This window comes from Sphingomonas oligophenolica (genome assembly GCF_039522915.1).
Lineage (GTDB): Bacteria > Pseudomonadota > Alphaproteobacteria > Sphingomonadales > Sphingomonadaceae > Sphingomonas > Sphingomonas oligophenolica.
This window is the reverse complement of record NZ_BAAAEH010000002.1, coordinates 170,796-193,302: the sequence shown is the minus strand read 5'-3', so window position 1 is coordinate 193,302 and position 22,507 is coordinate 170,796. Positions and strand designations below refer to the sequence as shown.

Below are 22,507 nucleotides of genomic sequence, written 5' to 3'. Positions count from 1 at the left end.
GCGATCGGCGGCTTGGCAGGGCGGGAAAGCCACGCTAGAAGGAGCGTCCGCGCCAGTTTAGGCCATTTGTAAAGCGCGAGTTTTGTAAACTCGATGGTTCGATTCACAGAATTGGCACCACCATCTGGCACGAACGATGTCCGCGAAATCCAATCGTCTTGCGACACTGAAGGCCGCCCACCCTACCTGCTATTTCTGCGCGACCGCACCCTCCGCGACTGAGGACCATGTGCCATCGCGCGAGTGCTTCAGGGATCGTATTGCGCCGGAGGGTTTCGCGTTTGGGGCGTGCAAGCGTTGCAATAATTCGGCAGGGCAATGGGAGCAAGCCGTCGCGCTCACTCTGTTGCTCGCGGACCATAGCGATGCGCTGCCGTCCGGAAAGCAGTTCGAAAAATTGGTGACCGGAGTTGCGAACAACAATCCTGAGCTTATGCCGAAAATCCTAAAAGGTCCCAAAGCTGCGCGTCATCACTTTCGCGCTAAGGGATTGTGGCTATCACCGGGCACGACCTTTGCCGAAACCACAATCCTAGAGCTACCGGCTGAGATGCGCGCGGCATTCAAGTTGTTCGCTCGGCGATTGACCTGCGCAATCTTTTACAAAGAGGTTGGCTACCCTTTGCCACTCGATTGGATAATGGCGGTTGCCTGGAGTCCGTGGAGCGAACCCGCCACGCACAAGGCGGCAGACGTTTCGAACAACCTATTCCCGGAATATGTTCTCACCGGTCGCAGGAACACGAACATCGGCGAACAATTCCGATATCGGTGGGGCTTTCACCCCGAGGGCAATCTGTTTGGTTTCGCCGCTCAGTTTTCAAAAGCCTATTTGATATTCGGCTGCGCAGTCGCGCCTTCGCTACACAAAGGGGAGGACGGCTGGGAGCCGCATAGTTCAGATTTCCCGACTGGACGAAATGTCAGCCCCTTGAATAATTAGGGCGAGCCGAAGCCCGCCCCACCGTTCATGACCAAAAGTAGCAAAAGGAAGGGGCGCTCACCAAAATAGGGCAGGTTCGGTGATGAACGGACATCAAGCCAGCTGGTTTTCAATCGATCGGGCGCGATCAATCATTATATCTCCAATGTATTTCGTGCTGACCGTCTCAATGAGCACGATCCGGCGTCAGGGCGGGGACCGTAACGAGCGGAATCGGGGGTTAAGTAACCCGGCGCCGCATGCCATGTAGTGCCAGGCACCCGGATCACCGGTGACGCCATGATCGCCTTTCTCGCAGGCAGTGCGGTAAAGGCACGGCCAGGCAGGAGGTCGAGATGACGGATCGAGCCGTGCGGGCAGCGCTGGAACGCCACTGGAAGGCCTCGGACGCGGGCGATTTCGTCGTCGAACATGACATCTACCGCGAGGATGCAGTGCTCGACTATCCGCAATCGGGCGAACGCCTCAGCGGGCGCCGCGCCATCGAGGAGAGCCGGCGGCTCCAGCCGAGCACGAAGCGTTTCACGGTCAGCCGCATCATCGGCGGCGACGATCTGTGGGTCAGCGAGATCATCCTCAGCTATGATGGCGCGCCGTCCTTTGTCGTGAGCATCATGGAGTTCAGCGACGGTCTGGTGGCGCGGGAGACTCAATATTTCGCCGACCCCTTCGAACCCGGGCCGTCGCGCGCGCATCTGGTCGAGCTGGTGCGCGAACCGCGCCGCCCGGGCGAGGCCGCGGGAGAAGGCCGGTCATGATCTCGCTGTCGACATCAGCCACCCTCTCCTATCGATCGATCGAGGTCGACGGGTTGCGGCTCTTCTACCGCGAAGCCGGACCGCCGGACGCGCCCACCCTGTTGTTGCTCCACGGCTTCCCGTCGTCGTCGCGCATGTACGACACGCTGATGCCGCTGCTGGCGGATCGCTACCACCTCGTCGCGCCTGACTATCCCGGCTTCGGGCATAGCGACGCCCCGTCGCCGGACGATTTTCAATACACCTTCGATCGCCTGGCCGAGGTCATCGAGCGGTTTACCGAGGCGCTCGGGCTCGATCGCTACGTCCTTTTCCAGCAGGATTATGGCGGCCCGATCGGCATGCGGCTGGCGGTGCGCCATCCCGAACGGGTGCGCGCGATCATCGTCCAGAATGCCGTGTCGCACGAGGAGGGGCTCGGGCCGTTATGGGAGGCGCGCAAGGCCTTCTGGCGCGACCGGGCGGCGCATGAGGAAAAAGTGATCGCCGCCTTCACGTCGATCGAGGGCGCGCGCGAGCGGCATATCGGCTCGAGCCCGAGGCCGGAGCGCTATAATCCCGACTGCTGGACCGACGAGGCAGCGATGCTCTCCCGCCCCGGCCAGGCGCGGATCCAGTCGGACCTGTTCCATGACTATCGCAACAATGTCGCCGCCTATCCGCGCTGGCAGGCATGGCTCCGACAGCACCGCCCGGCGATGCTGGTTGTCTGGGGGCGCTACGATCCGTCCTTCACGGTCGCGGGCGCCCATGCCTATGCGCGCGACGTGCCCGACGCCGAGGTGCATATTCTCGATGCCGGCCATTTCGCGCTCGACGAAAAGCTCGACGAGATCGCTGCGCTGGCTCGCGAATTTCTGGGGCGGCGGGTTGAGTTGGGGTCGCGGTGAGGTGGGCGCTGATTGGTTTGCGGACGGGCGCGCGATGTCTTCGGCGGGCTGAATTTGCGGGTTATTGGACGGGACGCCGTAGCAGCACCGCAATAGAATCGGGAATGGCGTTGTCGCGCAGGATGGCTATGCCCGGCGCCGGTCGATCGGGGTTCTGGCGGTTGGGGCCTTTGGCTCGATAACGACCGGCTCAGCCGCCTGGGACTGGATGGCGGCCAAAGCCCGCTCGTGCGCCAAAAGGCCTTCCAGGATCGCCCGGCGCTCCTCGTCCGCCTCCGCAAAGAGCAACCTCTCAAAGCGAGCGATGTTTTGCGTCCTTATCCACCGGTCCATGATGAGGGCACCCCGTCGAGTCGGCCGAGTCCGCAAAGTGCATTTTGACGAAGCTCGGGAAATATTTCAACAACATGGGTTGGAAATGCCCCCCTTCCGGACACCTTTTTTGTCGCGGATCTGGAGCCATCTCGGCTTGGCCTGGCGCAGCCGATCGCGGTAAAAGGCGCGCGGTGCTGAGGACCTGTTTTGGGCTCTCCCTGGGGGCCGGAAGGAAACTTCCGGCCTTTTTTTCGTACGGGCTTCATCTTTCAGCGAGAGCCGCGAGGAGTCGGAACCGGGTGCGCAGCGGGGCCGACAGGAGCATGTGCCTGTCGCACCCGTGCCCGGCAGGATGTCCTCCGCGCCGGACGCGGCCGACGCCGGCCTGAGCAACGAAATAATTGACTCAGGCAGGCCTCCGGTTCAACGATCGACGGCAACCAGAACATATAATGTCGCGCCCAGATGTCACCTTTCAGGGGAATGATACGATGCGTCCGCATTATATGATGGCAAGCGCGGGACTGGCTCTCGCCGTTGGAGTCTGGGCTGTCGGATGGCAGCGCGTGGCGGCGCAGACAGGCGCGCCCGGCCCGGTTGCCCGGTACGCCATGGATGTCGGCACGGTTTCGGGCATTGGCGGCATGGGCGGCGGCATGGGCGCCGGCATGTCGATGATGTTCGGCGGCGGCGGCGGCAATGTGCAGCATGAGCTCAACCTGCGGCTGGGATCGTCGCGCGGGCCCGACAAGGGCGGCCCAAAGGCCGATCATTTCATGCCGCCCGCCGCGAGGCTCGGAAAATCGGTCGCGCTCGAGACGCCGGTTCCGACACAGGGCGAGATGGGCGACGAGCAGTTCCAGCGCCCCAAGGGGCGCCTGCTGATCTATTGGGGCTGCGGACCGAACGCGGGCAAGGGCCAGCCGGTGATCATCGACTTTTCCCGGCTCGCCAAGGGGCAGGTGCCGCCCGGGCTCTTCTCCACGTCGATCCCGAAGGATCGCGGCCCGAGCATGGCCAACAGCCGGACCTTTGGCCGCTGGCCGGCCAGGGACGGCAAATATGTCAAGGGCGACAGCTCGGTCCTGGGCGATCACCGGATCGTCGCCAATTACGCGCCGGATATCAGCTTCTCGCTGTCGCAGGATTTCATGGCGCCGCTCAACGCGCGCAGCCATGCGCTTCCCGACGGCGCGACGTCGCTCGGCTGGACCGGGATATCGGGCGCCACCGGCTATTACGCCTTTGTCATGGCCATGAAGATGGGGCAGCGGGGCGATATGGGCGACATGGTCTGGTGGTCGTCCTCCGCCACCCAGCAATTCGGGGGCGGGCTGACCGACTGGCTGTCGCCGGCCACCGTCACCAGGCTCATCGGGCAAAAGGCGGTGATGCCGCCAACCCAGACGAGCTGCACGGTTCCCGCCGAGGTCAAGGCTTCCGGCCCGGACATGATGATGGGCATGCTCTATGCCTATGGCCCGCAGGCCGATTTTTCCTATCCGCCGAAACCCGCCAATCCACGGGCGCCCTGGCACCTCGAATGGACCAGCACGGTGCGCTATCGCTCGATGCAGAGCTGGCTGATCACCAGCCCCGGCGGCATGATGGGCGCCGGGGCGCCGCAGGGCGACGAGCGCGAGGAAAGGGCCCCGCCCAAGAAGAAGAAGGGCGGTTTGTTCGGGGGCGTGCTGGGCGGCGTCATCCCGTAAGGCTTGCCCGTCTCGCAGGGGAGCCGACCGGCAGGGCCGGGGCAAGTCGCCTTGCTCCCCCCGCGACCCAAGCTTGAATCGTCACCGCGGTCTCGTTCCCATAGGCGCCAAGCCAAGCGGCGATGGAGCATCGTGCGTAAACCCGACCCGTTCGGCGCGGCGCCTGTCCCGTCTTGCTCCGGCACCTGCTCCATGTCGGGGCTTTTAGAGGAACCCGTCGGGCGGGCAAGGCAGCAATCCCGCCGCGCTTTCCTGTGCCCCTCCGCGCCACCGTTACCTTCCCGCCACAGTCTCCGATAAAACCGTTAGCATCTCATTTTTTGTCCATTTTGATCAAGCCGGACTGAATATATCGCGGCAGGCAGCCGGCTCATAAGCGCACCAGGCGGCAGAACCGGCAGCGCAAATAACGGTTTCAGGAGACGGACATGAGTGCACCCCTTTACACCGCGACCTCGGTGATCGCGCTGCTCGCCGGCGCAGCGCTCGCGCCCGCCGCCGCCGCGGCGCAGACGTCTTCGCCGGCCCAGACCGAAGCCGCCAAGCCCGCCGACGACCTCGCCCCCGAAATCACCGTCACCGCGCAGCGCCGCTCGGAAGCGTCGCGCGACGTGCCGATCAGCGTCACCACGCTCGGCGCGGAGCAGCTCGCGGTCGCCAATGTCACCAATTTGTCGGATTCGGCCAAGCTCACGCCGGGCCTGCGCTTCGACACCCAGGGCCCGGCCTCGCAACCGACGATCCGCGGCGTCGGCACCGCGATCACGACATCGGGCGGCGGGCCCAATGTCGGCATCTATGTCGACGGCTTCTTCCAGCAGAACGCCTATGTGAATGATTTCCAGCTCACCAAGGTGCAGAGCATCCAGGTGCTGAAGGGCCCGCAGGGCACCTTGTTCGGCCGCAACACGACCGGCGGCGCGATCCTGGTGACGACCGCCGACCCGAGCATGACGCCCGAAGCCGAGTTCAAGGCGCAATATGGCAGCTTCAACACCGTGGTGCTGCAGGGTTACGGCACGACCGGGCTGGGCGACCGGGTCGCGATCGACCTCGAGGGCAATTACCGGCGCGGCGACGGCTATGTCACCAATATCGTGAATGGCGACAAGAAGATCGGCCAGTCCGAAAGCTGGTCGATCCGCGCCGGGCTGAAGATCGAGGTGACCGACGATGTCTCGGTGCTGCTGCGCTACACGCACAGCCAGTCGAGCGACCCCTCGCCGCAGCTCGTCAACGCCTATGTCGACACGACCGGCGAGGCCGGCTTCTTCAACATGGTCTCAGCGGCGGGCAAGGCGATCTATGGCCGCACCAGCTCGGCGGGGCTGCCGCTTGTCTATCTCTATGCGCCGGCGGGCACCTTCGCGACCGGGCCGGGCCGGGTCGCGTCGAACGAGCTGACCAGCTTCAAGAGCCGGTCGGACATCGTCCAGGGCACGATCCATGCCGATCTCGGCTTTGCGAACCTCACCTCCTACACGCAATATCGCTATGACAATTCGCCCTATTTTGGCGACCTCGACGTGACGACCCTGCCCTTCTTCGCGATCAACGTGCGGCCGGTCGACCGGACCTTCTCGCAGGAGCTGCTGTTCAACTCGAAGACGGGGTCGAGGCTGCAATGGACCGCCGGGCTCAATTATTTCCAGGTACGCGATACCTGGGGCGTCTCGGGCTCGTTCAGCCAGCCCGCTTTCTACCTGCCATTCGGCGGATCGAGCGCGCTGACCAAATCGGCCGCCGCCTATGCCGATCTGACCTATGAGGTGACGCCGAAATTCTTCATCACCGCCGGCGCGCGCTACAGCCATGACGTGGTGACCGACGCCTATTTCAAGACCAATTTCGCGATCACCTCCTATGAGGGTGCCGACGGCAATCCGGTGCCGGTGACGGTGCCGCCCGAGACGAAGATTCCGGTCAACGACCTGAAGAACAACGCGGTCACGCCGCGCGTCGTGCTGCGCTACAAGCCGAGCGCTGAATCGAGCGTCTATGCGTCCTACACCAGGGGCTATAAATCGGGGCTCCTGAATGTCGGCGGCCTGTCGAAGGTGCCGGTCAAGCCCGAGAACATCAACGCGTTCGAGCTCGGCTACAAATATGACGACCGCGTCTTCGCGATCGATCTGGCCGGCTTCTATTATGATTACCGGAACCTGCAGGTCTCGAGCTTCCAGAACGGCGCGGCGCAGATACGCAATGCGGCGTCATCGGAGATTTACGGCGCCGAGGCGCAGCTGCGCTATCGCGTGTCGAGCGCGTTCAACCTGAATGCCGGCGCTGCCTATACGCATGCCCGCTACAAGTCGTTCAGGAACGCGCCTTATTACAGCTATTGCGATCCGGCGCCGGCGGCGACGGGGTCGATCGCCTGTTCCTCGCCAGCGGCGGCGGGGACGCTGACCCAGACGGTGATCGACGCAAGCGGCTTCCAGATGCAGCGCGCGCCAGAATTCACCGCCAATGCCGGCGCGAGCTATGCGCTCGACGCGTTCAGCGGCAGGCTGACGCTGTCGGGCAATCTCTATTACAGCTCGTCCTTCTATTTCGATCCGTCGCAGCAGTTCAGGCAGAAGGCCTATGAGCAGCTTTCGCTGCGGGCGCAGTGGAGCGATCCGTCGAAGCGCTACACGCTCGCCCTGTTCGGCGACAATGTGACCGGCACGCGCTATCGGACCCAGGTGCTGTTCAACACGCTCGGCATCGGCAGCACCTGGAATGCGCCGACGATCTGGGGCGTATCGCTGGGCGCGAAATTCTGAGGCGCGGCAGCTGCCCGCACGGTCAGTCGCCGAATTCGGGAAACAGCGCTTCGACAGCGGCCTGCAGGTCGCTCGGGCCGGGCAGCAGGCCGAAATGATCGAGCAGTGCCTTGACGAGGCGCGCCCGGTGCGGGCCGATGCCGGGCATGGTTTCGAGCCCGGGAAAGTCGGGATCGGCAAGCCGGTCGGCGAGGTCGCCGAGCGTCCGGTAGCCCGATGCGGTCAGGCGCTTCCGCAGGCCGGCCGGCAGGACTGACTGGCTGACCGGCAGGTCGCGTTCGGTCGCGCCGGGGTTGGTCGAGCGCAGCCGCGTCCGCGCCGCCTTTTCCCGCTTGAGCTTGCGGCGGACATGGCTGAGCTGGCTCGAGGTGAGCGCGAGGCGGCGGCCGATGTCGCGATAGGCGATGCCGGCGGCGCGCAGCTCCCGCGCCTGTTCGAGGTTCAGGGTCGCCAGGTCGAGTTGGCTCAGCATCGGCCCGGGCGTACCAGCCTCTCAGCGAGGCGTCACCGAAATAGCATCACGCCGCGTTCAGCGCCGCGACCGGCAGGAACGGCGCGATCGCCTCGATCGCCCGGCTGACATAGGCCTGTTTCTGGCCGACCGGCGCGACATAATGGATTGCCTCCTCGGCATCGGCGATGCCGGCGAGGCGCGCGATCGTCCAGGCGGCGAGATAGTGCGCGGCGAGGCATCCCCCCGCCGTCGCGACATTGCCGTGCGCGACGAAGGGCGCGTCGAGAACCTCGACGCCTGCCTCGATCACCCAGGGCTTCGAGCTCAGGTCGGTGCAGGCGGGCAGGTCGCCGATCAGGCCGAGCTTCGCCAGCAGCAGCGTGCCCGAGCATTGCGCGCCGATCAGCTGGCGCGCCGGATCGAGCGCCAGCAGCGACAGCATGGCCGGATCGGCGGCGACCGCGCGCGTGCCGATGCCGCTGCCGATCAGCACCGCATCCGCCTCCTGCGCGAACGCGAGCGGCTTCTGGCGCCTGACCGTCACCCCGTTCAGCGAAGTGACCTCGGGCGTGGGGGACGTGATGTGCGCCGCCCAGCCCTTCCCCTTCAGGCGATTGAGGATCGCGGACGCAATGAAGGAGTCGAGCTCGTTGAAACCGTCAAAGGTCAGGATGGCAATCTGCATTTCAGTCTCCCTGCCCGGAGAACAGGGTCAGCGTGCGGCCGCCGACCCAGACCTGGCCGCTTTCGTCCTGCGACACGTCGACGCGTCCGGTGCGGCCGAGTTTCGTCCCCTGCGCCGCGACATAATGGCCGCGCGCCCGGCCGCTCGCGAACAGCCACTGGCCAACCGAGGCGTTGAGGCTGCCGGTCACCGGATCCTCGATCATGCCGCCATCGGGGCCGCTGAAGATCGCGCGGAGCTCGAACGCCGTATCGCTGCCGGGGGCATGCGGGCCGACAAGGCCGATATCGATCCGCGCCGCGTGATGCCGCACCGGCTCGACCGCCAGCACCGCCTCGGCCGAGCCAAGCAGCACCGCGATCCAGCCCGGGCCGTTATCGACCCACTCAGCAGCGACGATCGCGTCGCGGTCGATCCGCAGCACCGCGACCAGCTCGGCGATCTCGGCCTCGGTCGGTTCGCCGTCGCGGATCAGCGGGGGCGCGGCGAACGCCAGGCCCTTCTCCTTCTGCCTGACCTCGATCAGCCCGGCACCGCATTCCTGCACGACCACGCCCGCGCGCTTCGGCTTGCCGCCCGCCTCGAGCCAGGCATGGCAGGTGCCGAGCGTCGGATGGCCGGCAAAGGGAAGCTCGTGCGCCAGCGTGAAGATCCGCACGCGGTAGTCGGCACCGGCCTGGGTCGGCGGCAGCAGGAAAGTGGTTTCCGACAGGTTCAGCCAGCGGGTGATGCGCTGCATTTCCTCGGTCGTGAGGCCTTCGGCACCGGCGATGACGGCAAGCGGATTGCCGGTAAAGGCGTCGGTGCCGAACACGTCGACAAGCTTGAAGGGACGGTTCATGCGAAATCCTCTCGGGTCAGTCGAGCGGCCATAGGCCCGGAACGGCAGCGGGTCATCGATCCCCGCCATGGCGCCCGCCGTGGCGAATGCCCGCGCCGCGCTGGCCATGACAGGGACGGATCGATACAATCTGGACAAACTGTACCGATCAAGAAAGCAGTACGATGGCGACAATCGACCTTGACCTCACCCGCACCGGGCAGGTCATGCAGCTGATCCGCGACCGCATCGAGCGGCGGCTCCTGACCCCCGGCGCGCGCCTGCCCTCGGTGCGCGCCATGGCCGAATCGACCGGCTTTTCGAAATCGACGGTGGTCGAGGCCTATGACCGGCTCGCGGCTGACGGCGCGATCCGCGCGCGGCCGGGCTCGGGCTTCTATGTCGCGGCGCCGCTGTCGCCTTTGTCGCTCGACCGGATCGGCACGCCCGGCGAGCGCGAGGTCGATCCCTTGTGGATGCTGCGCCAGTCGCTGAACGATCGCCCCGAGGCGCTGCGGCCGGGCTGTGGCTGGCTGCCCGACAGCTGGCTGGCCGGCGCGCCGATCCGCAAGGCGATGCGCGCGGTGGCGCGCAGCGATGCCGACGGGCCGCTGACCCGCTATGCCTCGCCGCTCGGCGCGCCGCCGCTCCGCGCCTTGCTCGCCCGGCGGCTCGAGGAGCAGGGCGTCGCCGCCGCACCCGATCAGATAGTGCTGACCGACAGCAGCACCCAGGCGCTCGATCTCGTCAGCCGCTTCCTGCTCGAGCCCGGCGACGCGGTGCTGGTCGACGACCCCTGCTATTTCAACTTCCTGGCCTTGCTGCGCGCCCATCAGGCGAAAGTCGTCGGCATCAGGATGACGCCGGGCGGGCCCGACATGGCAGCCTTCGCCGCCGCGCTCGTCGAGCACCGGCCGCGCTTCTATCTGACCAACTCGGCGATCCACAACCCGACCGGCGCGACGCTCTCGGCCGCCACCGCGCACCGGCTGCTGAAGCTCGCCGACGCGCACGACCTCGTCATCGTCGAGGACGACATCTTCGCTGATTTCGAGCATGTCCCGGCGCCGCGCCTCGCCGCGTTCGACGGGCTCGACCGGGTGATCAGGATCGGCAGCTTCTCCAAGTCGATCACCGCCGCGATCCGCTGCGGGCATATCGCCGCGCGGCCCGACTGGATCGAGGCGCTGGCCGACCTGCGCATCGCGACCTCGATGTCGGGCAATCCGCTGTCGGCCGAGATCCTCCACGCCGTGCTGACCGATGGCGGCTATCGCCGGCATATCGAGGGCGTGCGCGCCCGGCTTGCCCGCGCGCGGGCGCGAACGATGGCCCGGTTGCGCGATGTCGGCATCGAACCCTGGATCGAGCCCGCCGCGGGGCTGTTCATCTGGGGACGCCTGCCGGCCGGCATCGACGCGACGGCGCTGGCCCGCACCGCGCTGGCCGAGGACATCGTGCTGGCGCCCGGCAATGTGTTCAGCCCGAGCGGCACCTGGGGCGATTATTGCCGCTTCAACGTGGTGATGAGCGACGATGACCGGGTCAGCGCCTTCCTGGCGAAGGCGTGCGGTTAGTGGATGCCGGAACATGTCCGGCATGACGGCGGAAGGTGGCGGGAACCGGTCGCCCGAGCGTCCCACGGCGCACCCGTTCCCATCCCCGCCCCATCCGCCTAAGCTCGCCGCCATGCGCCGCGCCGATCTGTTCGCCGGGATTTCGGTCGCCGGCCTCATGCTCCCGGAAGCGGTTGCCTATGCGAGCATCGCCGGCCTGCCGCCGGGGCGGGCGATCCTCGCGGCGATCGTCGGCTGCCTCGTTTATGCGATGGCCGGGCGGAGCCGGTTCGCGATCGTCTCGCCGACCTCCGCCTCGGCAGCGATCCTCGCCGCTGCGCTAGGAGCGATGCACGGCGATGCGGCGATGCGCGGGGTGATCGCGACGGTGGCGGTGGCGATGGCCGGCGGCGTGTTCCTCATCGCCCGGCTGCTGCGGCTCGGCGGGCTGACCGGGTTCGTCGCGCGTCCCGTGTTGCAGGGCTTCGCCTTCGGGCTCGCGATCACGATCATCCTGCGCCAGCTCCCCGCCCTTGCCGGCGTCGAGGTGGCGGCGCCCGACATCTTCCGGCTTGCGATCGGGCTGGCGCGCGCTGCGCCCGACTGGGATATCGCGAGCATCGCGACAGGACTCGTCGCGCTCGGCCTGCTGCTCGGCCTCAGGCGGCTGCCCAGGGTGCCGGGCGCGTTCCTGGTGCTCGTGCTCGGCATCTTCGCCGCGCGGGCGCTCGACCTGCCGGCGCACGGCGTCGCGGTGATCGGCGCGATCGACGTCACGCCGTCATGGCCGGTGCTGCCCGAGCTGCCGTTCAGGACATTGTCGCGGGTGGCGCAGCTCGTCCTGCCGCTCGTGCTGATCCTGCTCGCTGAAAGCTGGGGAACGATGCGCGCGCTGGCACTCAGGCATGGCGACATGCTCGAGCCCAATCGCGAGCTCGGTGCGCTCGGCCTCGCCAATCTCGCCTCGGCGCTCGTCCAGGGCATGCCGGTCGCGGCCGGCTTCTCCGCCGGCTCGGCGAGCGAGGCGGCGGGCGCGGCGAGCCGCTGGACCGGGGTGGTCGCCGCCCTCGGGCTTGCCGCCCTCGCCTTCGCGGCAACCCCGCTGATCGCCTATCTGCCCAGGCCGGTGCTGGCCGCGGTGGTGATCGCCGCGCTGACTCATGCGCTCAACCTCGCGCCGCTGATGCGGCTGTGGCGGCTCGACCGCGACCAATATGTCGGGATCGCAGCCGCGCTCGGCGTGCTCCTGTTCGGCGTTCTCGACGGGATGCTGCTGGCGATCGCGCTGTCGGTCATCGCCCTGATCCGCCGGCTCGCGACGCCGCCGCTCATCCAGCTCGGCCGGCTCGGCGACAGCCATGATTATGTCGATGTCGAGCGTCATCCCGAAGCGGTGGCGCCCCCCGGCATCGCGATCTGGCGGCCGGCCGAGCCGCTCTTCTTCGCCAATGCCGAGCAGGTGCTGGGGAGTGTGGAGCAGAAGGTCCGCGCCCAGCCGGGTTTGCGGGCGGTGGTGCTCAGCCTCGAGGAGAGCTTCGATCTCGACAGCACCGCGCTCGACGCGCTGATCGAGTTCGATACGCGGCTCCGCAAGAGCGGGATGACGCTCCACCTCGCCCGGGTCCATGACCGTGCGCGCGACCTGCTCGGCGCGGCGGGCCCTGATGATATCGTCAGCCGAAGCTTCTACAGTGTCGACGATGCCGTCGCCTCGATCGGAGGAACGCCATGATTCATGATTTCGAGCCTTTGCTCCACCCGGTGAAGATCGACGATCTCCGCCCTACCCAGATGACCGTCGGCTATCGCGAGGTCGAGCGCAAAAGGCGGGAATGGCGCGAGCGCGTGGACCGCGACGGGCCCGACTATCTCGGGCGGCACATGATTCCGGCGGTGATCGGGCCGAAGGGCCGGGCTTGGATCATCGATAATCATCACCTCGCCCGCGCGCTGCATGACGAGGGGGTGAAGGATGTACTGATCCGGATCGTCGCCGATCTTTCCCATGTGAAGGATCGGCTGTTCAAGACCTTCCTCGACAATCGCAACTGGCTTCACCCCTATGATGCCGACGGGCGCATCCAGCCGAGCAAGGCGATCCCCAGGCATATCGGCAAGCTGAAGGACGATCCCTATCGATCGCTGGCCGGCGAGCTGCGCCGCGCCGGCGGCTATGCCAAGTCCGAAGTGCCCTATACCGAGTTTCTATGGGCCGATTATCTGCGCCACCAGATTCCGCGCGCGACGCTGGAGGAGGATTTCGAGGGGGCGGTTGAGAAAGCGCTGAAGCTCGCCCGCAAGCCGCCCTGCGGCTATCTGCCGGGCTGGGCCGGGCCGCATGATTGAGAAGGCGTCGTTCAGGGCGGTGACGCGCCCTCGAACCGCTCGATATGGCCGCGCCCCCAGAGGCGCACCGTCTCGACCAGCGGCAGCAGCGACCTGCCATAGTCGGTAAGCGAATAGATCACCGGTGTCGGCGCCGCGCCGGTCTGCTCGCGGTGGACGATCTCGTCGGCGATCAGCTCGCGAAGCTGCTCGGTCAGGACTTTCTGCGAGATCGACGACATCTGCTCGCGCAGGCCGGCGAAATGCTTCGGACCCTCGGCTAGCCAATAGATGATGATCAGCTTCCACTTGCCGCCGGCCGCCGCCAGGGCTGCGGTGAGCGGGCAATCGCTGACTGGGTTTGTGCGGCGCTGAACGGTCATAGGTACCTCGAGGTGCCTTCTATCAGGGCTCGTTCTACCCCGGTAGACGCCGGGCGGTCGATAGCCTGAGGAGCAGCGGGAATGACCTGTCGTATCTGGAACGGAGTTTTTCACCTGATCGCCGCGAGCCTTGTCGGCGCAGCCGGCATGGCGCCTGCGATCGCCTCGGCGGACACGCCGCCGCCGGCCCGTCAGGCGCCGGTGCTCGTCGATGGTTCGCATGATTTCGATTTCGAATTCGGCGCATGGCGAGCTCACATATCGCGGCGCCTCCATCCGCTGACCGGATCGACCGACTGGGCCGACTATGACGGCACTTCAGTGGTACGGAAGGTCTGGAACGGCAGCGCAGATCTTGGCGAGCTCGACGTTTCCGGGCCGGCCGGGCGCATCCGGGGCCTGAGTCTCAGGCTCTACAATCCCCAAACCCGCCAGTGGAACATCAGTTGGTCGAACGCCGCCGACGGCGTGCTCACACCGCCGATGGTCGGTGGCTTTACCGGCAGCCGGGGCGAATTCTACAATGCCGATACGCTGAACGGGCGGGCGATCATGGTGCGCTTCATCTTCTCCGATACCGACAAGCCGGTGTTCCGGATCGAACAGGCCTTTTCCGCTGACGGCGGGCAGACCTGGGAGGCGAACTGGATCGCAACCTTCACCCGGGCATAGCTTGCATCTGCGTCGACCATCCGGGAAGATGCCGCGCGTGGAGGACAATCGTGGCTGACATCATCAACCTCAGGCTTGCCCGCAAGGCGCGCGGCAGGGCGGCGGCTGAAGCCGAGGCAGCCGCCAATCGCGTGAAGTTCGGGCAGAGCCGGCAGGAGAAACAGGCCGGGCGTGCCGAAACCCTGCGTGTCGACAAGACGCTCGACGGCGCGAAGCGCGAGGACTGACCTCCTCAGGGAAGCAGCCGCCCGCCTCCGCCGCTCTCGTCCTTGAGCTTCACCCCGGTCAGCCGTCGTGTCCGCGCCGCGGCCATCAGCCAGGCGATGCTGTCGGCGGCCTGCGCATAATCGAGCCCGTGCGGCGGGCGGATGTTGGAGACGCAGTTGCGCTCGCTGTCGAGCCGGCCGGGCCTGGGTTGCCAGGTGATATACGCGCCCAGGCTGTCGGGCGCGCTCAGGCCGGGGCGTTCGCCGATCAGCATCACCACGAGATCGACCCCGAGCAACGCCCCGATCTCGTCGCCGAGCGCGACGCGGGCATGGCGCGCCAGCACGACCGGCGCGATCCGCCAGCCCGCGAGCCGCTCGAACAGCGCGCGCAGCAGGGGAGCGGCATGCGCCTGGACCGCGGTGGCCGAAAGACCGTCGCCGATGACGAAGGCGGCCTCGTCGCCCGTCGGCGCGAGCCTGGCCGCATCCGCTTCCGCGAGGCGGCGCCCCAGGTCGGGGCGTTGCAGATAAGTGACATGGTCGGGCGCCCGGCTCGCGACCTCGATCACCGCGCGCCCGCCGATCGCCGCGCTGAAGCCGGTGGTGTCGAACACGGCCTCGACGGCGTCGCGTGCCCGGGCGTGCGCAAGCTCGAAATCGAGCATCGCCCGGGTCGGAAGCGCCTGCCCTGCCCTGCCCAGCGCGATCCGCGCCTGAGTCACCGCGCGCAGCCGGGTCGCGACATCGGGGCGGACGGGCGGTTCAGCCATCGAGAAAGGCCAGCGCGGGGATCGGCCGGTGCGCAAGGGCTGCGCGATCGGCAATGCGGCCGTCCGCGCCGAGCAGGCCGACGCTCTCCATCCATGCCTCGAACTCGGGCGCCGGCCGCAGGCCCAGCACCGCGCGCAGGTACAGCGCGTCATGGAAGCTGGTCGACTGATAGTTGAGCATGATGTCGTCGGCGCCCGGCACGCCCATCACGAAGCTGACGCCGGCCACGCCCAGCACGGTCAGGATCGTGTCCATATCGTCCTGATCGGCCTCGGCATGGTTGGTATGGCAGATGTCGAGCCCCATCGGCAGGCCGAGCAGCTTGCCGCAGAAATGATCCTCGAGCGCGGCGCGGAGGATCTGCTTGCCGTCATAAAGATATTCGGGGCCGATAAAGCCGACCACCGAGTTGACCAGCAGCGGCCGGAAGGCGCGCGCGACGGCATAGGCGCGGCACTCCATCGTCTGCTGGTCGACGCCGTGATGCGCCTCGGCCGACAGCGCCGATCCCTGCCCCGTCTCGAAATACATGACGTTGTTCCCGGCCGTGCCGCGGCCGAGCGCCAGCGTCGCCTCATGCGCCTCGCGCAGCAGGGCGAGATCGACGCCGAAGCCCTTGTTGGCCGCCTCGCTGCCCGCGATCGACTGGAAGGTCAGGTCGACCGGCGCGCCCCGCTCGATCAGCGCCAGCGTGTTGGTGACATGGGTGAGCACGCAGGACTGGGTCGGGATCGCATAGGCAGTGCGGATCTCGTCGACGAGCGACAGCAACGCGCCCGCCGAGGCGAGCGTGTCGCCGGCCGGATTGATCCCGATCACCGCATCGCCCGAGCCGAGCAGCAGCCCGTCGAGGATCGAGGCGGCGATGCCGGCGGGGTCGTCGGTCGGATGGTTGGGCTGGAGGCGGGTCGAGAAGCGGCCCGGCAGGCCGATCGTGTCGCGAAACGCGGTGACGACGCTGATCTTGCGGGCGGCCGCGACGAGATCCTGGTTGCGCATCAGCTTGGAGACGGCGGCGGCCATTTCAGGCGTGATGCCGGGGGCGATGGCGGCAATGGCGGCGCCGTCGGTCGCGTTGTCGAGCAGCCACTCGCGGAAACTGCCGACCGTCAGGTGCGCGACGCGGGCGAAGGCGGCGGAATCATGCGTGTCGATGATCAGCCGCGAGACTTCGTCGGCTTCGTAGGGGACGACAAGCTCGTTCAGGAAGATCGACAGCGGCAGGTCGGCGAGCAGATACCGCGCGGCGACGCGCTGCTCGGCGCTGGCGGCGGCGATGCCGGCGAGGACGTCGCCCGAGCGCAGCGGCGTCGCCGCGGCGAGAAGCGCGCGCAGATCCGCGAAGCGGTGCCGAGTGCCGGTCCAATCAGTCTGGTAGCTCGGCAACGGCACCTCCCGTGCTGGGACCGGGCGAGCGTAGCGGATGAGACGGAGGGATCAAGCGTGCGAAATCGCCCGGCAGCAGGCCTGGAGCCGTCAGCATAGCCATGCGGGAGGGAAGCGAGCCCGCCTGTCGGCCTCTGCAAAAGCAAAGGGCTGCCACCTTGCCAATTTTTGCCAAAGTCGCTACTTTTCCGCGCATGAGCACGATGAACATTTCGTTGCCCGAAACGCTCAAGACATTTGTCGACGAGCGGGTGGCCAGTGGCGGCTATGGGACGAGCAGTGAATATATGCGGGCGCTGATCCGCCGGGACCAGGATCGCGAGCATCTGCGCGGGTTGTTGCTTGATGGAGCAGCTTCGCCGCCGACCGCCCCCGCCGACAGCGCCTATTTCGATGGGTTGCGCGAACGCGCCCGGGCGCGGTGACCGCGAAACCGGTCGTTCCCCGGGCCCGGGCACGCCTCGACATCGAACAGGCAGTCGATTGGTACGCCAGGGAGGCGGGCGAGCAGGTCGCAGTCGGTTTCGTCGATGCCGTGGAGCGCGCCTGGCGCGCCATCGCCGCGAACCCGGCCCTCGGTTCGCCACTTCATGCCCATGAACTGAACCTGCCGGGCCTGCGAACCCAAAGGCTCAGGCGCTATCCCTATCTGGTCTTCTATATCGATCGTGGCGACCATGTGGACATTTGGCGCGTGCTCCATGCGCAGCGGGATATCCCCGCGTCGATGCAGGAGGGCGAGGGTTGAGACCTCGATCTATTTCGGGGACACCGGCTATTTCGGGGAAACTATTTATATAATACGATAAGTCGGTAACTACATAAATTTTGATTATTTTATTTTTTTGCCGAAGAACTTATTGCCGATTTCTACAAATCGTTGCAATTCATCTTCGGACAAACTATCGTATTGGTGCGGTATTATTCTACAGCGCCGTCAACTGCGGACACAGGTTAGCGTGGGTTGACCGGTTAGGCCGCTCGCGCGCTGATTGACTCTCAGCAGCCCCACCCCTATCCGGCGCTCCTCTTTGGGGAGTAGCCACCCGCGTCGAGCGGGGCCCTCGTCAACATGCTCGGACAGGACCTTCGGGTCGTCCGTGGCGGGGGCAGCGGCGCCGTCAGGCCCGCCCGGCAAGACCAACGACGCCACGCTTCCCATGGCCGGAGGCGACCGGTGTCGTTCGGTCATGGCCTCGCGGAAGAATGTTTCATGGTTGGTATCATCACGCTTGGCGGGCTCGGCCTGAGCTTGTCCGTCGACGCCTTTGCGGCTGCGGTAGGCAAGGGGTCCGAGGGCGGCTCGCCGCGGTTCCGCGATGCGCTGCGCATCGGCGCGATCTTCGGGTTCTTCGAGGCGATCACGCCAGCGATCGGCTGGGCGGTCGGCCTTGCGCTCAGCACCTGGATCGCCGCGGTCGACCATTGGGTCGCCTTTGTCCTGCTCGGCGCGGTCGGCGGTCACATGCTCTGGCAAGCTTATCGAGCCGGACCGGCGCCGGAAGATGCGCCTGCGAAGAAGCAGGGGATTGGCCGTCTGGTCGTCACAGCGCTGGCGACGAGCATCGACGCGACCGCCGTGGGCGTCACGCTGGCCTTCCTGCACGTCAATATCCTGGTCGCGTGCCTTGTGATCGGTGGGATCACGACCGTCGTCGCGACCGCCGGCGTCACGGTCGGCAAGCATGCCGGCGCCTATCTGGGACGCTATGCCGAGGTGCTCGGCGGTCTGACGTTGATCACGATCGGCAGCGTCATTCTGTTTGAGCATCTGACCGCCTGAGTGTCCCGGCGTTTTCGGCCGGCTGCACTCCGCGTTCGATTGCCTGAGCCCGGAGAAATAGGAAGAAGGCATGCTGTCACACTTTCACGTGTCTCAGTCGAAGGATGCACTTCACTATACTAATTAGCCGCCAGCCGGCGACCGGGCAGCGAAGCATTGCGCGCTTCCGGCAACCGCGCCGGGGCCCGGGCCGTCCGTCGCCGCCCCTACCGCCCGCCTGCGACGAGATTGCGACGAACCCGACGCTTCTGACGCATTTATCCAATCCGATCGCGCGGTCGTCGGTTCAAACGGGGGTGCGACCCGAAGAGCTCTCAACAGGGGGCTCTTTCCCTGGTCCGGTCAGCCTGGCTGGCCGGACCCTTTTTTTGTCGGGGCCCGATAGCGGTGAGCCGTGGCGGGAACGGGGAAAAGTGGTGGCTCTGGTGTGGCTTCACGCCTGACGAGTGGGTGGAGGCGATCGACGCGGGGCCATATTATCGGGTCGGTTGCTTCAGCAGGTAGTGCGCTACTTCCTCCTAAAGATGGTGGGAGCCCTTAACGGCTCGAGAGTGGTTGAAAACCTTTCCAATCGGGTCCCACGCTCATAATCAAATTAAAGTCTCTTTGTTTTTCATGCATCAGTATAACTGATATCTGAACATCTCCAGAATTCCAGGTCGCATCTTTTCGTTTGAACGAGCCAACTCCGGCTAAACCGGCTGCGACTCCAAGCGGAAAGGCCATTTGATTATAAAATGATATTTTTCCTTCGCCATATTTTGACGTCATATCTTTCATAATATTATCATAGCATGGAGCATTTTTGTCAGAACCCAACAAAATTACACTCATTAAGCCGCCGTTCTTATAGGTCGACAGGACACGAACAGGACACCCTGGATAGAGTTCGGCTTTATATTTTGGATAGGCGGCTTTAACCTCTGCCTTTGGCATGCCTGCATACAAATCTCGCCATAATATTGTGCGTTCCTCGGCATTCGATAACGTGGCAATATTACAGGCAGAAAGGACAGTGATCGCCAAGTTCGTAAGAGCGGTGTTCATAGTATCCTCGTTATTATCTTATCCCATTTGGGCCGTGCATTCACAACAGTCGTCGTCCAGCGTACGGCCGAAACCTCGCGGAGCTAGCAAAAACAAGGGCCTGCGTATTGACCATCCAGAAAAATTAACTCCTCTCCGAAGTTTGGCCAGAGACGAGAGGTTGAAACTCCAGATTGGGTAGCATGGGTGATTTTAAACTCCGCCCAGAACAGGTTGTGCGCTTGGCGCAGTAGCTCGATCCCCTCTGGTTCGCACTCGGAAGCTTCAGCGTGAGAGATTTCGGGGACACGGAGATTTCGGGGACACGAGATTTCGGGGACACTATACTAATTAGCCGGCCGCAGATTTCAGGGACACTATACTAATTAGCCGGCGACCGGGCAACGAAGCATTGCGCGCTTCCGGCAACCGCGCCGGGGCCCGGGCCGTCCGTCGCCGCCCCTACCGCGCGCCTGCGACGAGATTGCGACGAACCCGACGCTTCTGACGCATTTATCCAATCCGATCGCGCGGTCGTCGGTTCAAACGGGGGTGCGACCCGAAGAGCTCTCAACAGGGGGCTCTTTCCCTGGTCCGGTCAGCCTGGCTGGCTGGACCCTTTTTTTGTCCGCTCATGGTACATTTTTGCGCGACGCCGCGATTGATTCGACGGACGCTTCGCGCGTCGCTCAACCATTTAAGACATGAGTCGAGGCGATGGAGCGGAACGTCCCAACGCAGCTAGGCGACAATTCGCGGCGCAACGGCATCAACGTGTAGCAATTCATAAATCTGTATAGTATTCTCTATCATACAGATACGGAGTCCGATGCCATGAATGTTCGGCGCGGAAAATTAGTGTCGGGCGGCAGGTTGCAACTGCCGGCTGAGATGCGTCGAATGCTCGCGCTTGCGGATGGCGACACCGTCCTGCTCGAAGTCGTCGATGGTGAAATCCACGTTCGGCCGTTGCGCGACGCCGTGTCGCGTGTTCAGGCGCGCCTGCGCAAGTACGTGCCCGCCGACACCAGCCTTTCAGAAGAGCTGATCGCTGATCGCCGCGCCGAAGCCGCCGGTGAGTGATGGTGCTTATATGCTCGACGCGTCGGCGTTGCTCGCGCTGATGCTCGGCGAGGCCGGTGCCGACGCCGTCCATGCGATTCTGCCGAACGCGCGCATCTCTGCTGTAAACCTGTCCGAGGTGGTGGCGAAGTTGCAGGAGCGCGCGGTACCGGAAAGCGTCATAGCCGATAGCCTGGCAGAGCTTGATCTTGACGTCGTCGCGTTCGACCAACCGCAAGCGATGCGCGCGGGTTTGCTTCGACAGGCGACGCGCGCTGCCGGTTTGTCACTTGGCGACCGTGCCTGCCTCGCTTCTGCCGCTATGGCCGGCGCGACCGCAATGACTACCGACCGGGTTTGGGGTGACCTCGATCTGGATATCGCGATCAAGGTCGCTCGATAGCCATCGGCGAATTCGGGTATCGCAACTACCACCGGCAGCTCTCGGCAGTGCTGCAGGATGACACGCTGTTTACCGGTACGCTCTCCGACAACATCTGCATGTTCGAAGCAGAACCGTCGGAAGAACGGATCCGGCATGTAGCCGAGCTGGTGGGCATCGCGCATGATATCGAAGCGATGCCGCTCAAGTACCGAACGCTTATCGGCGACATGGGCTCGTCGCTTTCCAGTGGTCAGCGGCAGCGCATCCTGATCGCGAGAACGCTTTACCGCGAACCTTCCTTCATTGTCATGGACGAGGCGACATCGCATCTCGACGCCGAATGCGAAAAGATCATCGCGTGCAATCTCGACAATCTGGAAGTAACGCGGATCACCGTTGCGCATCGCGAGGAGACGCTGCGGCATGCATCCGCAAGATACCGGTTCGCTGGTTCGGGACGAGTGAGGGAGGCGAGACATGGTGCGAATGAAGAGCATATGTCTTGGGAAGCTTCGACTATTTCTGCTACCGGCCTTGGCATTGAGCGCGACCGGCAGCTTTGGCCGAGCGGTTGCTGCGACGCCACCTCCCGCCGCGCTTCTCCCCTATCTCACATCGGGGCATTTCGAGCCTGGGGATTACGAGTGGATGCGTGGCCGCTTCGCGGATGCCCCTGCTGCAGACAAGGCCGCATGGGTCGCGATCCAAGACTGGCTACGCAAGTGCAAGGACGACGACCAGAAAGAGATGCAGCAGCAAATGCTCTCTGCCGGGATCGTCGCTCCGCAGGCCAATGACGGCCCTTTCGGCGACTTCGTTTGCGACGAAGTGGGAATCTCGATCCCCCATCTGGCAACCGATAATATCAATGCCTTTCGGTCGATCCTGGCCGGAGCAGATGTGGCCGCCGACGCTATCGCCTGGGCAGTGGACGCTGCGCGGCAAATCTCGTTGAGCGACGATGCGTCACTCCGGGACAAGCTGAGGGCAAGGGTCCTGATAGACCAGATGCTGCGCCAGGCAGCCATGGCTGAACGCTTTGGAGGCGCAAGCCTCTCCAAGGATCAAATGGCCATCGTCCGAGGCAGGGTCTGGCTGGCGATACGGAAGGTCGATCGCGATGACACTGCTTGGTTGAAGGAAGTGGTTAGCCGGGATGGCTGGGTCGATACCGAAAAATATGGTGCGGAAGCATCGGATGCCGCGTGGCTGCTGGTGCAGCACGCGGACCAGGACCCGCTCTTCCAATATCGTATCCTGCGTGAGTTAGACCCCATCCTCAGCCCTGGGAAGCCAAAGATCTCGAAGCGCAGATATGCGCTTCTCACGGATCGCGTGATGCTGAAGATTACGGGTAAGCAAATCTACGGCAGCCAGTTGATCTGCAAGGCGGGAAATTGGGGGACGTTCCCGATTGAGGACGAAGCAAGCGTCGATACCCGTCGCGCACAAATGGAGCTGGGTCCGATCAAAGCATATATCGATGATTTCGTAAGGGACGTTGGCAAATGTAATTCGTGAAGGACTTGCGTAGTCTGAGGTGAGGCCGTGCTGCCGAAGGTGAGAGTCGGTTGGTGCCTCTCCACATCGGTTAGCTGCCCGGG

General features: G+C 64.9%; 24 protein-coding genes. 17 read left to right on the top strand and 7 right to left on the bottom strand.

Translation table 11 applies throughout. The features are described 5' to 3' along the window. The first annotated feature begins 136 nt into the window (after nt 1–136). The 5 genes from ABD050_RS01270 to ABD050_RS01250 all read left to right on the top strand — a co-directional run bounded on the left by ABD050_RS01270 (nt 137) and on the right by ABD050_RS01250 (nt 7,386). Nucleotides 137–943 (top strand): hypothetical protein, encoded by an 807-nt coding sequence (locus ABD050_RS01270; protein ID WP_343887301.1) that lies wholly within the window; start codon nt 137–139, stop codon nt 941–943. A gap of 335 nt (nt 944–1,278) precedes the next feature. Continuing rightward, entirely contained in the window at nt 1,279–1,701 is a 423-nt protein-coding gene (locus ABD050_RS01265) for a nuclear transport factor 2 family protein (protein WP_343887300.1), read from the top strand. Next, nucleotides 1,698–2,591, top strand: a complete 894-nt coding sequence (locus ABD050_RS01260; RefSeq protein WP_343887299.1) for an alpha/beta fold hydrolase — start codon at nt 1,698–1,700, stop codon at nt 2,589–2,591. Before ABD050_RS01265 ends, ABD050_RS01260 begins: the two co-directional genes overlap by 4 nt. 806 nt (nt 2,592–3,397) lie before the next feature. Continuing rightward, nucleotides 3,398–4,618 carry a hypothetical protein gene (locus ABD050_RS01255; RefSeq protein WP_343887297.1) on the top strand — a complete coding sequence of 407 codons (1,221 nt, stop codon included), beginning with the start codon at nt 3,398–3,400 and terminating at the stop codon, nt 4,616–4,618. Between the two features lie 428 nt (nt 4,619–5,046). Next, on the top strand, nt 5,047–7,386 hold the full coding sequence (locus ABD050_RS01250; protein ID WP_343887296.1) for a TonB-dependent receptor: 2,340 nt from the start codon (nt 5,047–5,049) through the stop codon (nt 7,384–7,386). Between the two features lie 22 nt (nt 7,387–7,408). On the opposite strand, the gene ABD050_RS01245 is transcribed toward ABD050_RS01250, so the two are convergent. From ABD050_RS01245 to ABD050_RS01235, 3 genes are read right to left on the bottom strand one after another with little or no spacing between them, the layout of a single operon-like run. Beyond that, nucleotides 7,409–7,858, bottom strand: a complete 450-nt coding sequence (locus tag ABD050_RS01245) for a hypothetical protein (RefSeq protein WP_343887295.1) — start codon at nt 7,856–7,858, stop codon at nt 7,409–7,411. 46 nt (nt 7,859–7,904) lie between these two features. Beyond that, on the bottom strand, nt 7,905–8,525 hold the full coding sequence (locus ABD050_RS01240) for a DJ-1/PfpI family protein (RefSeq protein ID WP_343887294.1): 621 nt from the start codon (nt 8,523–8,525) through the stop codon (nt 7,905–7,907). A gap of 1 nt (nt 8,526) precedes the next feature. After that, nucleotides 8,527–9,366, bottom strand: coding sequence for a PhzF family phenazine biosynthesis protein (locus ABD050_RS01235; RefSeq protein WP_343887426.1), 840 nt, complete (start codon nt 9,364–9,366; stop codon nt 8,527–8,529). Nucleotides 9,367–9,530: 164 nt separating this feature from the next. On the opposite strand from ABD050_RS01235, the gene ABD050_RS01230 reads away from it, so the two are divergent. From ABD050_RS01230 to ABD050_RS01220, 3 genes are all read left to right on the top strand, one after another. Continuing rightward, complete coding sequence (locus ABD050_RS01230) at nt 9,531–10,922, top strand: aminotransferase-like domain-containing protein (RefSeq protein WP_343887293.1); 1,392 nt, start codon at nt 9,531–9,533, stop codon at nt 10,920–10,922. 112 nt (nt 10,923–11,034) lie between these two features. Next, nucleotides 11,035–12,633, top strand: a complete 1,599-nt coding sequence (locus ABD050_RS01225) for a SulP family inorganic anion transporter (protein WP_343887292.1) — start codon at nt 11,035–11,037, stop codon at nt 12,631–12,633. Then, nucleotides 12,630–13,247 carry a ParB-like protein gene (locus ABD050_RS01220; RefSeq protein ID WP_343887291.1) on the top strand — a complete coding sequence of 206 codons (618 nt, stop codon included), beginning with the start codon at nt 12,630–12,632 and terminating at the stop codon, nt 13,245–13,247. The genes ABD050_RS01225 and ABD050_RS01220 overlap by 4 nt, the downstream gene beginning before the upstream one ends. Before the next feature lie 11 nt (nt 13,248–13,258). Here the strand turns inward: ABD050_RS01220 and ABD050_RS01215 are convergent, their stop codons facing one another. Then, nucleotides 13,259–13,609 carry a winged helix-turn-helix transcriptional regulator gene (locus ABD050_RS01215; RefSeq protein ID WP_343887290.1) on the bottom strand — a complete coding sequence of 117 codons (351 nt, stop codon included), beginning with the start codon at nt 13,607–13,609 and terminating at the stop codon, nt 13,259–13,261. 81 nt (nt 13,610–13,690) lie between these two features. On the opposite strand from ABD050_RS01215, the gene ABD050_RS01210 reads away from it, so the two are divergent. Then, the gene (locus ABD050_RS01210; protein ID WP_343887289.1) at nt 13,691–14,281 is read left to right on the top strand and encodes a hypothetical protein; all 591 of its coding nucleotides are present in this window, start codon (nt 13,691–13,693) and stop codon (nt 14,279–14,281) included. A 50-nt stretch (nt 14,282–14,331) separates the two neighbouring features. Continuing rightward, a complete protein-coding gene (locus tag ABD050_RS01205; protein WP_343887288.1) occupies nt 14,332–14,508 on the top strand; it encodes a DUF4169 family protein in 177 nt (58 codons plus the stop codon). A 5-nt stretch (nt 14,509–14,513) separates the two neighbouring features. Here ABD050_RS01205 and eutC read toward each other — a convergent pair whose 3' ends face one another. Next, the gene (gene eutC / locus ABD050_RS01200; protein ID WP_343887287.1) at nt 14,514–15,260 is read right to left on the bottom strand and encodes an ethanolamine ammonia-lyase subunit EutC; all 747 of its coding nucleotides are present in this window, start codon (nt 15,258–15,260) and stop codon (nt 14,514–14,516) included. Further along, nucleotides 15,253–16,647, bottom strand: a complete 1,395-nt coding sequence (locus ABD050_RS01195) for an ethanolamine ammonia-lyase subunit EutB (RefSeq protein WP_343887286.1) — start codon at nt 16,645–16,647, stop codon at nt 15,253–15,255. Before ABD050_RS01195 ends, eutC begins: the two co-directional genes overlap by 8 nt. Nucleotides 16,648–16,841: 194 nt before the next feature. Between ABD050_RS01195 and ABD050_RS01190 the strand changes: the two genes are divergently transcribed. The 3 genes from ABD050_RS01190 (at nt 16,842) to ABD050_RS01180 (ending at nt 18,430) form a co-directional block, all read left to right on the top strand. After that, nucleotides 16,842–17,072 (top strand): type II toxin-antitoxin system ParD family antitoxin, encoded by a 231-nt coding sequence (locus ABD050_RS01190; RefSeq protein WP_343887285.1) that lies wholly within the window; start codon nt 16,842–16,844, stop codon nt 17,070–17,072. Continuing rightward, nucleotides 17,069–17,395: a type II toxin-antitoxin system RelE/ParE family toxin gene (locus tag ABD050_RS01185; protein WP_343887284.1), complete on the top strand. Its 327-nt coding sequence runs from the start codon at nt 17,069–17,071 to the stop codon at nt 17,393–17,395. The genes ABD050_RS01190 and ABD050_RS01185 overlap by 4 nt, the downstream gene beginning before the upstream one ends. A 465-nt stretch (nt 17,396–17,860) precedes the next feature. After that, nucleotides 17,861–18,430, top strand: a complete 570-nt coding sequence (locus ABD050_RS01180; RefSeq protein WP_343887283.1) for a manganese efflux pump MntP — start codon at nt 17,861–17,863, stop codon at nt 18,428–18,430. A 537-nt stretch (nt 18,431–18,967) separates the two neighbouring features. On the opposite strand, the gene ABD050_RS01175 is transcribed toward ABD050_RS01180, so the two are convergent. Next, nucleotides 18,968–19,477, bottom strand: a complete 510-nt coding sequence (locus tag ABD050_RS01175) for a hypothetical protein (RefSeq protein ID WP_343887282.1) — start codon at nt 19,475–19,477, stop codon at nt 18,968–18,970. A gap of 813 nt (nt 19,478–20,290) precedes the next feature. Here ABD050_RS01175 and ABD050_RS01170 point away from each other — a divergent pair. The 4 genes from ABD050_RS01170 to ABD050_RS01155 are packed head-to-tail and all read left to right on the top strand — an operon-like array spanning nt 20,291 to nt 22,424. Continuing rightward, nucleotides 20,291–20,539, top strand: coding sequence for an AbrB/MazE/SpoVT family DNA-binding domain-containing protein (locus ABD050_RS01170; protein ID WP_343887281.1), 249 nt, complete (start codon nt 20,291–20,293; stop codon nt 20,537–20,539). A 10-nt stretch (nt 20,540–20,549) separates the two neighbouring features. Then, complete coding sequence (locus tag ABD050_RS01165) at nt 20,550–20,921, top strand: type II toxin-antitoxin system VapC family toxin (RefSeq protein WP_343887280.1); 372 nt, start codon at nt 20,550–20,552, stop codon at nt 20,919–20,921. After that, complete coding sequence (locus ABD050_RS01160) at nt 20,918–21,700, top strand: ATP-binding cassette domain-containing protein (protein ID WP_343887425.1); 783 nt, start codon at nt 20,918–20,920, stop codon at nt 21,698–21,700. The genes ABD050_RS01165 and ABD050_RS01160 overlap by 4 nt, the downstream gene beginning before the upstream one ends. Then, nucleotides 21,651–22,424, top strand: coding sequence for a DUF6624 domain-containing protein (locus ABD050_RS01155; protein WP_343887279.1), 774 nt, complete (start codon nt 21,651–21,653; stop codon nt 22,422–22,424). Before ABD050_RS01160 ends, ABD050_RS01155 begins: the two co-directional genes overlap by 50 nt. Nucleotides 22,425–22,507: the final 83 nt, after the last annotated feature.

Bases quoted from the DNA above. Each gene is read 5' to 3' on its own strand.
- ABD050_RS01270 (WP_343887301.1), top strand. From the start codon at position 137: ATGTCCGCGAAATCCAATCGTCTTGCGACACTGAAGGCCGCCCACCCT.
- ABD050_RS01265 (WP_343887300.1), top strand. From the start codon at position 1,279: ATGACGGATCGAGCCGTGCGGGCAGCGCTGGAACGCCACTGGAAGGCC.
- ABD050_RS01260 (WP_343887299.1), top strand. From the start codon at position 1,698: ATGATCTCGCTGTCGACATCAGCCACCCTCTCCTATCGATCGATCGAG.
- ABD050_RS01255 (WP_343887297.1), top strand. From the start codon at position 3,398: ATGCGTCCGCATTATATGATGGCAAGCGCGGGACTGGCTCTCGCCGTT.
- ABD050_RS01250 (WP_343887296.1), top strand. From the start codon at position 5,047: ATGAGTGCACCCCTTTACACCGCGACCTCGGTGATCGCGCTGCTCGCC.
- ABD050_RS01245 (WP_343887295.1), bottom strand. From the start codon at position 7,858: ATGCTGAGCCAACTCGACCTGGCGACCCTGAACCTCGAACAGGCGCGG.
- ABD050_RS01240 (WP_343887294.1), bottom strand. From the start codon at position 8,525: ATGCAGATTGCCATCCTGACCTTTGACGGTTTCAACGAGCTCGACTCC.
- ABD050_RS01235 (WP_343887426.1), bottom strand. From the start codon at position 9,366: ATGAACCGTCCCTTCAAGCTTGTCGACGTGTTCGGCACCGACGCCTTT.
- ABD050_RS01230 (WP_343887293.1), top strand. From the start codon at position 9,531: ATGGCGACAATCGACCTTGACCTCACCCGCACCGGGCAGGTCATGCAG.
- ABD050_RS01225 (WP_343887292.1), top strand. From the start codon at position 11,035: ATGCGCCGCGCCGATCTGTTCGCCGGGATTTCGGTCGCCGGCCTCATG.
- ABD050_RS01220 (WP_343887291.1), top strand. From the start codon at position 12,630: ATGATTCATGATTTCGAGCCTTTGCTCCACCCGGTGAAGATCGACGAT.
- ABD050_RS01215 (WP_343887290.1), bottom strand. From the start codon at position 13,609: ATGACCGTTCAGCGCCGCACAAACCCAGTCAGCGATTGCCCGCTCACC.
- ABD050_RS01210 (WP_343887289.1), top strand. From the start codon at position 13,691: ATGACCTGTCGTATCTGGAACGGAGTTTTTCACCTGATCGCCGCGAGC.
- eutC (WP_343887287.1), bottom strand. From the start codon at position 15,260: ATGGCTGAACCGCCCGTCCGCCCCGATGTCGCGACCCGGCTGCGCGCG.
- ABD050_RS01190 (WP_343887285.1), top strand. From the start codon at position 16,842: ATGAGCACGATGAACATTTCGTTGCCCGAAACGCTCAAGACATTTGTC.
- ABD050_RS01180 (WP_343887283.1), top strand. From the start codon at position 17,861: ATGGTTGGTATCATCACGCTTGGCGGGCTCGGCCTGAGCTTGTCCGTC.
- ABD050_RS01175 (WP_343887282.1), bottom strand. From the start codon at position 19,477: ATGAACACCGCTCTTACGAACTTGGCGATCACTGTCCTTTCTGCCTGT.
- ABD050_RS01170 (WP_343887281.1), top strand. From the start codon at position 20,291: ATGAATGTTCGGCGCGGAAAATTAGTGTCGGGCGGCAGGTTGCAACTG.
- ABD050_RS01165 (WP_343887280.1), top strand. From the start codon at position 20,550: ATGCTCGACGCGTCGGCGTTGCTCGCGCTGATGCTCGGCGAGGCCGGT.
- ABD050_RS01155 (WP_343887279.1), top strand. From the start codon at position 21,651: ATGCAGCAGCAAATGCTCTCTGCCGGGATCGTCGCTCCGCAGGCCAAT.